The 15,856-nt window shown below is 41.0% G+C and carries 2 protein-coding genes; both read right to left on the reverse strand.

What is annotated here, in order from left to right; genetic code table 11:
• Window positions 1-93: 93 nt before the first annotated feature.
• Window positions 94-7,857 (reverse strand): non-ribosomal peptide synthetase, encoded by a 7,764-nt coding sequence (locus tag QZ995_RS05735; protein WP_301804225.1) that lies wholly within the window; start codon window positions 7,855-7,857, stop codon window positions 94-96.
• Window positions 7,858-8,082: 225 nt separating this feature from the next.
• Window positions 8,083-15,846: a non-ribosomal peptide synthetase gene (locus QZ995_RS05740; RefSeq protein ID WP_301804227.1), complete on the reverse strand. Its 7,764-nt coding sequence runs from the start codon at window positions 15,844-15,846 to the stop codon at window positions 8,083-8,085.
• Window positions 15,847-15,856 lie beyond the last annotated feature (10 nt).

Below are 15,856 nucleotides of genomic sequence, written 5' to 3' on the forward strand. Positions count from 1 at the left end.
TTCAGGTTACAAGAACTGTTGCCTGATCACTCGATAGATGAAACCGATTGAATCAGGCAACAATCTTTTTGAAAATACCGATCCTGTCGAAAGTTAATAATTTTCTAAGATCATTGCAAGGAGTTTCATATAAGCATGAAGTAATTCTTTCATTTTTTCACTTCTAAGCCTTTGAGGCTGATAGTCGAGACGGAAGTTTATCTGGTTGTTGCCTGGCTCGACTTCAAGCAGGATATCAAATATGTCATTTATCTCACTGCGTTTCGTTGCAAGTCCTTTTCGGTAAAGCAACGGAGTAACAGTAAATGGTTCCTTGGACATAACAAGTCCAGAAAGCCTGTCTGCCTCATATACCTTGATATCCTCTTCCGCATTTTGCTTCTGATGAACATAGCGGAACAACTCAGAAAAATTAGTCATTGAGCTTACATCCACATCTAGTGACATAAACTGATTAGGAGCTTGCATCAGTAGCTGAACAGACAATTGCTCGGACCCACTTATTTGCGATAGCAAAAATGCATAAGCAGCGACAAATACATCATCTATGTTCACTTGTTCTACTTCCGCCAATCGCTGTAATTTCAGCACAGTGGCGGATGTTAATTCTGCTTCAAATATAGAACCCGGCTCGCTCATCTGATTACTAGCAAAATAATCTCGCCCCATAGAGATGCTTGGTAGTGTAAAGGCTCTGGCTTGCTCCTTATCCCCATGCATAATTAGACTCGCGATCTTACTAATCGATGGATAAGTGAACATATCGGTAACCGTCACATGATTTGGATACTTTTCATCCACACGGCTGTGCATCCGCACCAATAATAAAGAATTTCCACCTAGGTCAAAGAAATTGTCGTGAACACCAAAGCCAGTGACTCCAAGCAATTCTTCCCAAATAGAAAGCAGCACTTCCTCTATCTCATTTGAGGCAGCGACAAATGCCGTACCTGTAGAAAGTCTGGATGTCGTATTTTCAAGTGCCCTACGATCAGCCTTACCGCTTGGTGTAAGTGGCATCTTCTCTATTTGAACAAAATGTGCCGGAACCATATATTCTGGCAGTGCTTCTTTTACAAACTCACGCAGAGGAGCAACCGAAAGCTCGGCTTGAGCGACAATGTAGGCAATCAATATTTTGTTGCCAAACGTATCCTCGCTACTAAGAACGATCGCTTCCGTAATCTCATCATGGCTTTGTAATTGTTGCTCAATCTCCCCTAATTCAATTCGATATCCTCTAATTTTTACCTGATGATCAGATCTACCCAAATATTCAAGCGTTCCGTCCTCACACCATCTTGCTATGTCACCTGTACGATACATGCGAACAGTGCTGTCAGCATGAAACGGATCGGACACAAACTTTTCAGAGGTTAGCTTAGGCTGGTTCAAGTAACCTCTTGCTACACCATCCCCCGCTATACACAATTCTCCTTGGACGCCAAGGGGGACTAGCTTGTTATGTTTGTCTACAACATAAATACTAGTATTTCCGATTGGCTGTCCGATGGTTACTGTGTCTTTATTGGTCAAATCAGCAATCGCCGAGTAAACCGTCGTCTCAGTAGGCCCGTACAAATTGAACAGCTTGGCCCCTGTGATGGCTTGCAGTCCGTTTAATTGAACAGTTGAAAAAGCTTCTCCGCCAATCATAATGACCTCAAGCAAGTGTAAGCTGTGATGACATTCCTTATCATTCATCAGAAGCTGAAGACGTGATGGGGTGACCTGTATCATGCTTGCCTCTTTGTTGATAATTAACCTGCTCAAGCGTTTAGGGTCACGTTGCTCACCTTCCGTAGCGATAACAACAGTAACTCCCTTTAACAATGGGACAAAGGTCTCAAGCACTAGCACATCAAAGCTAATATTCGTAACAGAGACAAGTCTTTTTCCCTCTTGGAACGGCATGATTTTCACAGCAGCTTCTATAAAATTATGAACTCCCCGATGCTCAATCATTACCCCCTTCGGCTTCCCGGTTGAACCGGAAGTAAAGCAAACGTAACAAAGCGAATTAGCGTCTATTGGAGTATTGATTGCTTCTGTAGATTGATTATTTATCATAGAAGCACCATGTTGTTGCCTGCGTTGAATGCTCATACTCTTTTTCGTCAAAGAATTCTCTGATAGACATGCCTTATCAATCGTAAATAAGGCGTCATATCGATATCGAGTTAACTCATTTTCGATGGTGTGTTCTTTTTGAGAAAAAGTCACATGTGTAACCTCGTCATGCTTTGATAGCCAATCCTCTAGGAAAGAACGCGAGATAAACAATTCGGTTGTAAATTCAGTTTTTGTACGATGCTGATCATCTCGAATCTGTGTTCTCTTATGCTCCGTTAATGACCGTATCATCTCTTCCTTCAACGACAAATCCATAATGTCGCCAACAAATAAAATCCCATTTTTCGCCATCAGTTCTAGCGCTTTTGCTAGGACAAAGCGTAAATAATTATGATTAGGGAAATATTGAATGACACTATTTAAAATCACTACATCAAAATCGCGTTCATCCAATTGGTCAATTTCGTGAGCAGGCAAAGTGGCAAGCTTCATGTTCGAAACACCTTCACGTAGCATTCTTTGCCTATTTTTCTCAATAATGACATCAGATAAGTCCGTACCATAATAAGAACCAACATATGGAGCAAGCTCAAACATTGTTAAACCTGATGAGCATCCAATTTCCAAAACTCGCGTCTGAGAATTTAGATAAGGTTTTAGCTTATGCAGCACGTTTTTGCTATACTCACTCATTTCCTCTAAAGAGAAGGGCTGTCCTGTATAGCTACTTACCCAGCCGCCAATCGAAATCTCATCATTTCCAACTGAACCGATATGATTCCATAATTTCTGATCAATCAGCTCGTTCGTTTGACTGGAGTCTATGGAAGTAATTTCGTCTTTGTCAAGACAAACAAAGGTATCTAAAGTTGGACATTCCCATTGCAACGCATTAAGCTGATGGATAAAACGCGAAGTTGATAGGACAACACTTATGTTTGCTTCATTTACGATTACCTTTACTCGTTCATCGGGTAATACGGGATCAATTGGTACATAAGCGGCTCCTGCCTTTAGAATTCCAAGCATTGCAATTAAGATGAATTCAGACCGTTCAATCAGGATTCCAATTAATTGATTCGGTTGTACCCGATGATGCTCAAGCAAATAATGAGCGATTTGGTTAGCCCTCTCATCTAATTCCTGATACGTTAACGATCGTTCTTCACACATGAGAGCGACCTGATTAGGCGTTAGCTTTACACGTTCAGCAAATAATTGATGAATCGTTTTATCCTTGTCATAGAACATTGCCGTATCATTAAATTCAGCGAGAAGCTGATTTTTTTCTTCAGGCAATAATAATTCTAGACTTTCAAGCGTCAAATCAGGATTCTTCGTAACCATTTGTACTAAATGGATAAAATGTTTTAATAGCTGCTCTGCCGTTCTTTTCAGAAACAAATCTTTGCAGTATTCAAGACAGAAATGATATCGTCCTTCCCTTATTTTTGCTTCAAGGGTTAGGTCAAATTTAGATGTTTTATTTGGAAACTCCAATTGGCTAATGGAAATATCCTCTAATGTCAGCTCTTTGCTGTCCATATTCTGTAAAATAAACATGGTATCAAACACAGGGTTTCTGTCTACATTCCGTTCAACATCCAGCTTTTGGACCAATTCCTCAAACGGATACTCTTGGTGCTCATATGCTAGCAATACGTTTTGTTTCACTCTTCCAAGAAAGGAAACGAAGCTATCCTCTTGATTCGCACGATTACGAATCGGCAACGTATTTACAAACATCCCCATTACGTTTTGTAAATCAGCATGTGTTCTTCCTGCAATTGGCGATCCAATCACGTGATCATTTTGTCCTGAATATGTAGCCAGTAAGAAATGATATGCTGCAAGAAGCACCATAAATGGTGTCACGTTGTTTTCGAAAGCAAATTGATTTATCGCGGCAGTCCCCTCTTTATTTAACCCCATCCATACGGAATCTCCACGAAAGCTTTTTAATGGAGGACGGGCAAAATCGGTCGGAAGATGCAAGATTGGAATTTCATCAGCAAATTGTGACAGCCAATATTGCTCTTTTTTAGCCCATTCCTCTGAGGCTACCTGTGAATTGTGCCAAACCGTGTAATCTTTATACTGAATGGTCAATTCAGGTAATGACTTGCCTGCATATAAGCTCATGAACTCTTCGATGAATAACTCAAGAGTTGAACCGTCTGAAATGATGTGATGCATGTCAAACAAGAGTAGATATTCTTCCTTCTCTATATGTACTAGCTTGACTCTTAAGAGTGGGGCTTGTTGTAAATCAAACGGCTGCACAAAGTCTTCTGCTATTTGTGCGATCAATTCAGACTGATCTATTTCTCCATCCATATTCTCCCGCAATGAGTGTTCGGATATGGAAAAATGAACCTTCGAATGAATCCGTTGAACAACCTCATTATTTATAAAATGAAAGGATGTTCGTAAAGCCTCATGGCGATCAATTAATTGATGAAATGCTTTTTCCATTCGGTTACGATCTACATTGCCTTTTAGTGTGATCATTCCTGGCATATTATAGGTTGTTGATCCCTGTTCCATTTTATCTAACACAAACAATCTCTTCTGTGCAGAGGAAATCGGATAATAATCCTGTACAGGTGCTTTTTCAATTTGCCCGTATTCTATAGATGCTTCCCTTTCTACCAATGACGCTAATGCTGCAATGGTTGGCGTTTGAAATACTGCTCGCAGCGAAAGCTGTTTGTTAGAGACTTTTCGTAATTTCGAGACAAATTGGGATGCTCTAAGAGAATGCCCCCCCAGTTCAAAAAAATTATCGTGAATTCCTATTTTTTCTACCTGTAAAATTTCACTCCAGATTTGCACCATTTTGCTTTCTAGCTCTGTACGAGGCGCTGCGTATTCTACTCCCGTGTGGATGCTAATCCCCTCTGGAGCAGGGAGAGACTTACGGTCGATTTTTCCATTTGGTGAATGAGGTAATTTATCCAACTGCATAAAATAAGAGGGAACCATGTAATTAGGAAGCTCAGACGACAAGCTTATTTTTAGTTCATTTACCGTTAATTGTTTATCCGCCACAAAATAAGCGCACAAATGCTTAGTCCCGTCTTGATCTTCCCGCGCGATTACGACAGCTTCCCGCACTTCTTTTATCTTTACAAGCTGCGCTTCTACTTCTCCAAGCTCAATGCGATAGCCTCGAATTTTAACTTGATGATCGATTCTCCCCAAACATTCGACGGTCCCATCTGGGAGCCATTTTGCCAAATCACCTGTTTTATGCATCAGGCTTCCCGGCACAAATGGATTTTCTACAAACTTTTTAGCTGTTAATTCCGGAAGGTTCCAATAGCCCTTTGCCAGTCCTTCACCCGCAATGCATAGCTCGCCTGCCGCACCTATTGGTTGAAGCTGATTTTGAGCACTTAAAACATAGAAGTATTTATTCATGAGCGGCTTACCGACTGTGATAGCCTCACCAGTCTTTATTTCTGCAACAGATGACCAAACAGTGGTTTCCGTAGGACCGTACATATTATACAATCGTGCCCCAGTGTAGGTGCGCAAGGTTTGCAGCAATGAAACAGGTGGGGCTTCTCCCCCCAGCATAATCTCACGAACTCCCTCTAAGCATTTGACACGCTCTGTGCCATGCATGGAAGACAATAACATTTGCATACGAGGAGGTGTCATTTGAAGCATATCAATTTTCTCTTTCCAAATGATTTCACTCAATGCACTCGGATCAGCCTGTTGAGCTTCACTAGCTATGACAACTCTTACTCCTTTACTTAGCGAAAGGAACGTCTCCAAAATGAATGGATCAAATGAAATTGTCGTGATAGAAAGGATAGACTTCCCTGGGGAAAAATCAATCCGATCTGTAATCCCATCCACCTGATTGATAACTGACTGATGAGCAATCATAACCCCTTTAGGTCTGCCTGTTGAACCTGATGTGTACATAACATAGGCTAAATCAGAAGGGGTACTAATCGGTTCAAGATTGGTTGTGAGATCCTGATAGGAAGATTCGTCATCCAGAACGAGACATTTTCCAGCAAAGGTGATTCTCTCTTGTAAATGACTATGTACCACTGCCAGTTTGGCACCCGTATCCTCTAGCATGTAGCGTATGCGCTCTTCTGGATACCCTGGATCAATCGGAACGTAGGCCCCTCCAGCCTTCAAGATTCCTAGCAGTCCGACCATCATGTCCAAGGAACGCTCGGCCAAAATACCAACCAGTTGATCAGGACCTACTCCTTCTGCCCGCAGAGTATGTGCCAATTGGTTTGCTCGATTATTTAACTCCCGGTATGTAAGGTGCGTTCCTTCATAGACGATAGCTACCTGATCTGGGGTACGCTCAACCTGACTCTCAAACAACTGGTGAATGGTTTGCTCCTGCAGATTCTCTACTGTTGTATCGTTGAACTTCTCAAGGATCAACGTTTTCTCCTGAGGAGTCATCATCTCAACCGAGAAGAGTTTTGCATTTGGGTCGTTTAATACCCCTTCTGTCATTTGTAGCACATGCCCAGCGATACGCTCGATGGTAGATTCGTCAAAGCGATTGTGGTGATAAGTAATTCGTAATTCTACATCCTCTTTCATGACGATTTCCAAGCAAAGCGGATAGTTGGTTAATTCGTTCATTTCATAGGACCGTACTGACAAATCGGAAAATTTGTTCATCAGACTAAAATCCATTGGGTAGTTCTGAACGATTATAATAGAATCAAATATCGACTCCTGATTATCCAGTTGGGTCCATTTTTTAACATCAACAAGTGGAATTGCTTCAAAAGCTTCTCGTGCTTTCACTTGTTGGTGAACCATTTGCAGCAGATCGGTAATTGTCTCGTCTGAACGGTTTTTTACACGGAACGGTAGTGTATTGATAAAGAGACCCACCATTTGATCGATCCCTTTAATCGGCGCTGTACGTCCCGAACTCGTTACGCCAAACACAACGTCCTGATTATTATTGTAGCGTTGCAACACCATTCCCCAAACGGTATAAAAAAAGGTAGCAATCGTAATATTCCGCTCTTTGACAAATGCTTTTAAACGTTTGGTCAAGCCTTGTGTGAAACCGTATGTATAGCTTTTCCCCTGTTTCATAGCTTCATGACTATATTCTTTACGGGCAAGTATGTCTGATTTTGTGTCGAATCCATCAAGCAGGTTTTTCCAAAATAAAGGAACTTCTTCCTTCTTCTGCTGAGATTGACTCCATTTGATAAAATCTTTAAATTTACTTTTCTCTTTTACCGTATGTTCCTGTCCCGCTTTAAGATTATGATAAGCTTGAAAAAATTCATTCAGTAAAACACCATTGCTCCAGCCATCATACAAAATATGATGATTCGTAATAATCATTTCATATTGATTGTCCGTCAATTTGCATAAAGTAACACGGAACGGCTCAATATGCAGATGCAAAGGTTCCTGGAGGTCTTGTTGCTTTACGCTTGCAAGCTTCTCCATTTTTTGTTCTGCAGGTACTGTTGACAGGTCAATCTGTCTAAAAGAAACAGGCTTGTCCTTTAAAATGATCTGCACTGGTTTTTCCAAATTTTCCCACCGATAAATTGTGCGCAGCATCTCATTCCGTTGGGCCATGTAATCCCAAGCTTGTTTCATTAGCTCTGGTTGAACACTGCCTTCCAAATTCAGCGACAACTGTTCATAATACTCTCTACTTTCAAGATTATATAAATAGTAAAATAATATCCCTTCTTGAGAAGGCGTTAATCCCAAAATTTCTTCGACGTTCGATTTGTCAATCTTCATTGTTTCCCCCATATACATCCACTCCATTTGTACTCTTGTCGGCCTTCTATTCAGTCAAAAAACGCACTTATAAAAACACAGAAGTTGATGAAAAAGAAAAATTTTACATACGCCAGAAAATTCCATGACTTAACAATATCATACAATTAAAAAGATTTCACTAATACTATAATAAAATAAGGAAGAGAGGTAAGACCGTGGTTTTTATCCCAAGGTCTTACTTCTAAGCCATTTTATTTAAAACTGAAAATCCAATTGATCAGAAATATCCATATCAATTAAGTCATAAGTTTCAGCAATCTCGATATCACTTAATTTTTTACCCGCTTCATTAACAATTATCGTTAGCAGCTTAAGAAAGGATTCTCCGAGAATGGTGATCGTACTCTCTGTAAATAATCTATTGGCATACTCAAATTGAAATACTAACTCCTCATCAGCTTCTATCGTAATGACACTTACATCAAATTTGGACATACGATATTTATAATCAAAGCGAGATATGGATAGCTTATCAGTATCATCATTACCTTCTGTGATGTAAGGCTGCTCAATATTTTGCAGGATAAACATGGTGTCAAACAAAGGATTCCTGGACTCATCATTTGCTGCGTCTAGCTTTTCTACGAGCATGTCAAATTGATAATCCTGATGATCAAAGGCTTGTAACACATGCTCCTTAACCGTAAGCAGGAACTCGGTAAATGTCTGCTGCGTATCAGATTGCAAACGGATGGACAGTGTATTGACAAACATACCGATTACCTTTTCCAAATCTGCATGATGCCTGCCAGCAATCGGCGTTCCGATAATGATATCCTGCTGATGAGCGTATTTGGATAGCAGCACATGATAGGCAGCAAGTAACACCATGTAAAGTGTTGTACCAGTAGAGCTAGCTAGGTTACGCAATCCTAACGTCAATTCTTTATCAGCAAAGAACTCAACAAAACTACCCTCAAAGCTTTTCACAGACGGACGCGGATAGTCTGTTGGCAACCCAAGTACAGGTAATTGACCGCTAAATTTCTCTAACCAGTATTTCTCTTGACTATGCATGACCTCAGACGCCAGTAGCTTATTTTGCCAAGCTGAAAAATCCTTGTATTGAATTCTTGGTTCTGGGAGTTGCTTTTCTTGATAGAATTGCACCAGTTCATCTAACATAATGGCTATGGATGACCCATCCACGATGATATGATGCATATCCAAGACAAGCACATGGTATTCATCTTCCACTTTGACCACGAAAACACGCAGTAGTGGTGCCTTGCTCAAGTCAAAAGGAGCCACAAGTGACTGCACAACGGTATGAAGCTGTTCGTGTGTTGATGTTATCTCTTGTATGTCTAGCTCCAGCTTCTCCTGAACATATTGAACAGGCTCTCCTCTTTCCCACCCGAAAGAAGTGCGAAGAATCTCATGTCGCTGCACCAGTTTTTGAAAGGCTTGATGAAGACGCTGTTTGTCCAGTTTTCCCTTAATAATAAACATATTCGGGATATTATAGGCGATACTCTCTGAATCCCGTAGGTTTACAAGAAACATCCGTTTTTGTGCAGAAGAAAGCTGGTAGGCTTCTTGTTTTTTGACAAGTTGGATCATCGGATAAGCTTTTTTTCCGCTACTTTCTACTAACTGTGCTAAATCCTTGACGATAGGTCTGTCAAAAAATTCTCGTAATGAGATATCTACCTGTAGCTCCTTATTGATACGCGAGATAACAGTCGTTGCCTTGAGTGAATGACCACCGTTTTCAAAGAAATGGTCTTCAATACCTATTCCGGTCGTATCAAGCACACTTTCCCAGATCGCAATTATTTTTTCTTCAATCTTGTTACGCGGTGCTGCGTATTTGCTTTCTATTACATTCCGATCAGGTTTTGGCAACGCCTTGCGATCTACTTTCCCATTTGTAGTCAAGGGAAGTTTCTCCATTTTTACGAAAAAGGCTGGAATCATATAGTCAGGCAATGTATTTGCTAAATGACTTTTCAACTGATTAATTGGCACATCTTGTTTTAGCACCACATATGCACATAAGCTCTTCTGACCTCTTGCATCCTCAATATCCATTACTACTGTTTCTAACATATTGGGATGATTGTTGATCTGATTCTCAATTTCCTCCAATTCAATGCGGAATCCCCGAATTTTAACCTGATAATCTTTACGCCCAAAAAACTCAAGAGTTCCATCAGAGAGCCAGCGTCCCATATCTCCTGTTTTATAAAGTCGTATCCCTTTATGATCAGCAAATGGATCGTCCATAAATACTTTAGCTGTTCTTTCTGGATCATTTAAATAGCCTCGTCCAACTCCTAAACCCGACACACAAATTTCGCCTTTAATTCCAACCGGGCAAAGATTCATTTTTTCATCCACGATGTAAACCTTAAAATTGTGCAGAGGTTTACCAATCGGAACGATTTCGCCCTGAGGCAATTGATCTATGATATGAATCGTAACATCGTCTGATGCCTCGCTAGGCCCATAAGCATTCGCTAACGGAATATGCGGGAAGAGCTTAAACCATCTCGCTGCCAGGCTACGTTTAATTGCTTCCCCTGTGACGCTTACACAGCGAAAACAATCTAACGATAATTTGTTTTCTTCTACATGATCTAGCATCACGGATAAAACAGATGGAACAACTTGGAAAATATTTATCCGATCTTGAATAATCTGTTCAATGCAAGAGTTAGGGTCCATTGTCATCTGATTATCATAGATGATGGTCGTTCCACCTAAGATAACGGATGTAAAGAATTGCCACACTGAAATATCAAAGCAGTGAGAAGCTGTCTGAGCAATCCGGCAATCCTCGCCCAATTTAAGCTGTTGTTTCATCATGTGCAGATGATTATTAAGTCCGATATGCTCTACCATGGATCCTTTTGGCTTGCCCGTTGATCCTGATGTATAAATGATATAAGCAAGTTGATTAGGCTCAACCTTCATTCTGAGATTATCTTTCATTTCCTGATTGATGGCATCCATTTGAGCATCGAGGCAAAGAATAGTGCCCTTGTAGTTTTGTATAATCTCAGGAGTTACAAATGTAGATGCCGTAATCAGTACCGCCGCTCCTGAATCTTCGAGAATACCTATAATGCGCTGTATAGGATAGGCTGTATCAATAGGGATATAAGCCCCACCTGCTTTCCAAATCCCCAGAATACTTTCCATCATTGGAATGGAGCGTTCTAAGAAAACAGCAACGATCTCTTCATTTTGCAAACCTGTTCTACGGATAAACCGCGCTATTTGATTTGCCCGAGCATTTAATTCTTCATACGTGATTTGTTGATCCCGATGTATCGCAGCAATGTCAGTAGGTCGACATTCCACCTGCTCTTCGAATAATTCATGCACCGTTTTGTCCATTGGAAAATCACATGTGGTGTTATTAAAATCATCGAGAATTTGTTTCTTTTCTTGTGTTGTCAACATATTAAGATCAGAAATAGGTTGTTCTGGATGCTCCACAATGGATTCAAGCAGCTCTCGATAATGCTCCATCATCCGGCTAATGGTGGTAGAAAAAAAGATATCCATGTTATATTCCGCTACCAACAGCAGACCGTCTGGATGCTCTGCGATATCAAATAAAAGGTCAAACATAGACGTGCCTCTATCAATTTCCGGATGAACCAATGTCTCATCAGAGAGTTTAAAATCGGTACGACGAGTATTTTGCAATGTGAACATCACCTGAAAAATGGGCGTGATGTTTTTTGTACGTTCAGGTTGTAAAACTTCCACTAATTTTTCAAATGGAACATCCTGATTGGAAAATGCCTCTAACGTAACCTCGCGCACTTGTTTTAAAAGTTCAATAAATGTTGGATTATCCGCCAATTGAGAGCGTAATACGATTGTATTAGCAAAGAATCCGATCATACCCTCTGTCTCCAAGCGTGTCCGATTGGCAATCGGAGAACCAACTAGTATATCTGTTTCACCCGAATATCGACTAAGCAATACTTTAAATGCTGACAGCAAAGCCATATAAAGAGTCACGCCTTGACGCTTGCAAAGAACATGTAATTTAGCAACAAGCTCTTTCGGCATAACTAACGTGTCCCGCTGACCTGCACCACTTGCTACACTCGGTCGAGTCCGGTCTATTGGTAATTGCAAAACAGGCAAATCTCCAGCCAGCTGTTTTTTCCAATAGGCTAGTTGCTGATTCATTACTTTACCGTCTAGCCACTTACGCTGCCATGCGGCAAAATCGGCATATTGTAGCTGCATTTCTGGTAAAGGTGACTGTTTTCCTTGGCTGAATGCTTCATATAAAACAGATAACTCATGTGTAAATATTTGCAAGGACCAACCATCCATAATAAGGTGATGCATGGTGTAATAAAAGACATAATTCTCATCATCTTTTTTGAATAATAGGAAACGCACCAACGGGCATTTCGTTAAATCAAACGGTCGATTAGCATCTTCATTGGCCATCTCAATGATACACTGATGCCGTTCTGAAGCTGGAACGTCACTCATCTCAATCACCGGAATGCGAATAGACTGGAATGGATGACTGACTTGATAAGGTTTTCCATCTTTTGAGATAAAGCTGGTGCGTAGAATTTCATGCCGGCGAATAATCTCATTTACTGCACGCTCCAGAGCATCAATGTTCAAATTCCCTTTGAGTGTATTTGCCACTGGGACATTATAGGTTGCACTTCCAGGCTCAAGCTGTTCAATAAACCAAACTCCCTGCTGTGTATACGAAAGGACAAGATCACTATCGCGTGAAACAGGAACTAGTGGAACTGATACCGATTGCTCTCCGGAAGCTATGATTTCGTCAATTTGTTTTCCCATTGCTTGGATCGTTGGATTTTCAAAGAACGTTCGCAAGGATATTTCGATATGAAACGTATGATAGATTCTTGATAACAACTGAGTGGCAAGCAGAGAATGTCCACCACTATTAAAAAAATCATCAATGATACTAATGCGATCAATTCCTACTATTTCTTTCCAAAATCCAGATAAAATGACCTCTGTTTCTGTAATAGGTTCAATAAACGGTGTATTGCTTTCCTCTCGTTCTATCAAAGGAGCTGGCAGTGCCTTTCGATCTACTTTTCCATTTGGAGTAACCGGTACATGATCCAAATAAATAAACGCAGCAGGGATCATATGCACTGGCAACTTCTTCTCCGTATAGCTGCGAAGCTCACTAGCGGAAAGCATCTCTTGATTGTAGGTAGTAAAATAAGCGATCAGTTGCTTGTTGCTATTTTGATCTTCTCGCATGATTACTACGGCATCTCGAATTTCTGGATGCTGCCCCAAAACAGCTTCAATTTCACCTAATTCAATTCGGAATCCGCGGATTTTCACCTGATCATCCTTGCGTCCGATGTAGCTTAAAGTCCCATCTGGCAAGTATCGGACAATATCCCCAGTCTTATATAGACGATCTGTTTCGTTTGGCGAAAATATATTCTTGATGAAGCGTTCATTTGTAATATCAGGTCGGTGTAAATAGCCTAGGGCAAGACCGGGCCCTCCCACATACAGCTCACCTGGAACTCCGATAGGGACTGCTTGTAAATATTGATCGAGAACATAGACTTGGGTATTTGCGATAGGCTTCCCGATTGGAATTGATAATGCATCAGCAGGGACTTGCGTAACATGATGGGTCGTAGTAAACGTTGTACATTCTGCCGGACCATATACATTAATCAGCTTCTTCGGCTTCCCTTTTTCTAAGGCTATTCTTACCCATTTCGCATCAGCAGCTTCTCCCCCGAATAAAACCGTAATATTTTTAAACATGTCAGGACTTTCCCCTGCAAATTGGTTGAACAGGGCAGTCGTGCATAACATTACGGTTATCCCATAACGTTGAATCTCTTTCTGGAAAGCATACGGAGATAAAACAACGTCTGGCGCAATAAGCACAAGCGTCGCACCATGCAACAACGTCCCCCACAGCTCAAAGGTAAATGCATCAAAGGACGTGTTATTAATCTGTGCTAAACGATCGCTAGGCTTCCATTCTATATAGGAATGATTTTTTACGAGACGAACAATCCCCTGATGAGTGATCCGTGTCCCTTTTGGGATACCTGTTGATCCTGATGTATAGATAACATAGGCCATATTCATAGCCTCAGCGTTTCTATTAAGTGTTGATACGCTTTCCTGATCAAGATCCTGATCGTCGCTATCTAGTAGAACTAGTGTCAAATCATAATTTGAAAACTGCTGATAATGAGACTGCTTCGTAATCAGCACAGATAATTGAGAGTCCTTTATAATAAAGGAAATTCTCTCCTCAGGATAGGTAAGATCAATCGGTAGATACGCTGCTCCCGCTTTAAGTATCGCTAGAATGCCGATGATCATCTCTGGCGATCGTTCCATACTAATTCCCACAAGCGAGTCTGGCTGCACACCTAATCGTTGAAGTCGATGAGCCATCTGATTGGATTTCTCATGTAATTCTCGATAGGTAAGCTGAGTTTTTCCGTCAATAATTGCGATGTGGTCTGGAGATCGTCGAACCTGCTCTTCAAATAACTCTTGAACAAGCGATTGAGTAGGAAATGGAATATTCGTCTCATTCCACGTCGTAAGTAGTAGGTTACGTTCGGAATCATCTAGTAGAGAAACCTGCCCAATCGAAGTATCCGGGTGAACCATGATATCTCTTAACATTGTAGTCAGATGCCCTGTTAAACGATTGATTGTTTCCTCTCCAAAGCGTCCCGTATCAAAAAAGATGGTTCCTGCTAAGCCTGCTTCTCGTTGGGAAATAGCAAGAGCAAGCTCTGTATCATCGCTCCAGGAAGGATCATCTATCTCACCCGTTACAAATAAAATCTGAAAGGCAGACTGTCGATAGACCCAAAATTCCTGCTCAAAAGCGATAGTGTCTACTGTACGTTGGACACGCAGAAGCAATTCCTTGAAGCTTGGATTGCCCGAAAAGTCACTGTATATAGAGATCGGAGAATCTTTGCTAGGATCATTCTGTCTCATCCATCCGCTTAAAATGCCATTCTCACCTGTATAACGGTGAAGAAGCAATTGCCAGACACTTAATAGCGTAACAAAAAGAGAGCTGCCGGTTATTTCCGCTAGTTTTGTAAGTTGCTTTCTTTCCTCATTTGAGAGGGTAAATTCTACCCTTCCCCATTTGTTTGGGGCATGTTGCAAAAGTGAATGCTCCAATGGCAGCTGTAAGGTAGGAACACCCGTCAGTAACCCATTCCAATGCGTGAGGAGTTGATCCATTGCTTGAAGTGAATCCCCCGTTTTACTGGTAATCAAGTGCAAAACAACAAACAAACGATTCACTAGCTGTCCAACACCCTCATCACTGTAGAGAGCTGGGTGATAATCTACTTGGAGAATGAGACGCTCATCTTGTTTTTTAAAATGAAATACCATATCAGCAGGAATAGACTCTATACTTGCTAGATCATGTATGCTATCTAGTAGCACGATGGTTCCAAAGATCGGTCTGCTTTTTTCCTCATTTGACATCCCTAATAAGCTAGCAAGTAAATGATGCGGCAGACTTTGATGTTTCACTGCATTTGTTATCGTAGCTTTTAATGTAGGAAGCACCTGTTTCCAGGTTAGGGAACGATCTAAGGAACTGCGGATCGGCAAGACATTGGAAAAAGCCTGCTTACCACCCTCTTTTTGTTGAAAAACAGGCATTCCGACAATAATATCGGAACGCTGTTGGTAGGTAGACAATAGATACTTGATCCCCGCAAGCAGAAACATGTATATGCCGTAGTCTGAGTTGTTACTCATTCGTATAATCCTTTCCACTATCGCTGGTGGAATTGGATAACTGACTGAATTCATGTCCTCTGCTTTATTGACAAGAGGGCGTGTTTCAACGGGGAAACCACTAAAATCAGCGACACCCTCCAAGTGCTGTAGCCAGTAGGAGCGCTCTTGCTCAAATTGACCGCTTGAAAGTAGAATGTTATGCAAAAAACTGGTGCTCATTGGAATCCCC

Origin of the sequence: Brevibacillus laterosporus (genome assembly GCF_030489605.1) — a bacterium.
Classification (GTDB): domain Bacteria; phylum Bacillota; class Bacilli; order Brevibacillales; family Brevibacillaceae; genus Brevibacillus_B; species Brevibacillus_B laterosporus_E.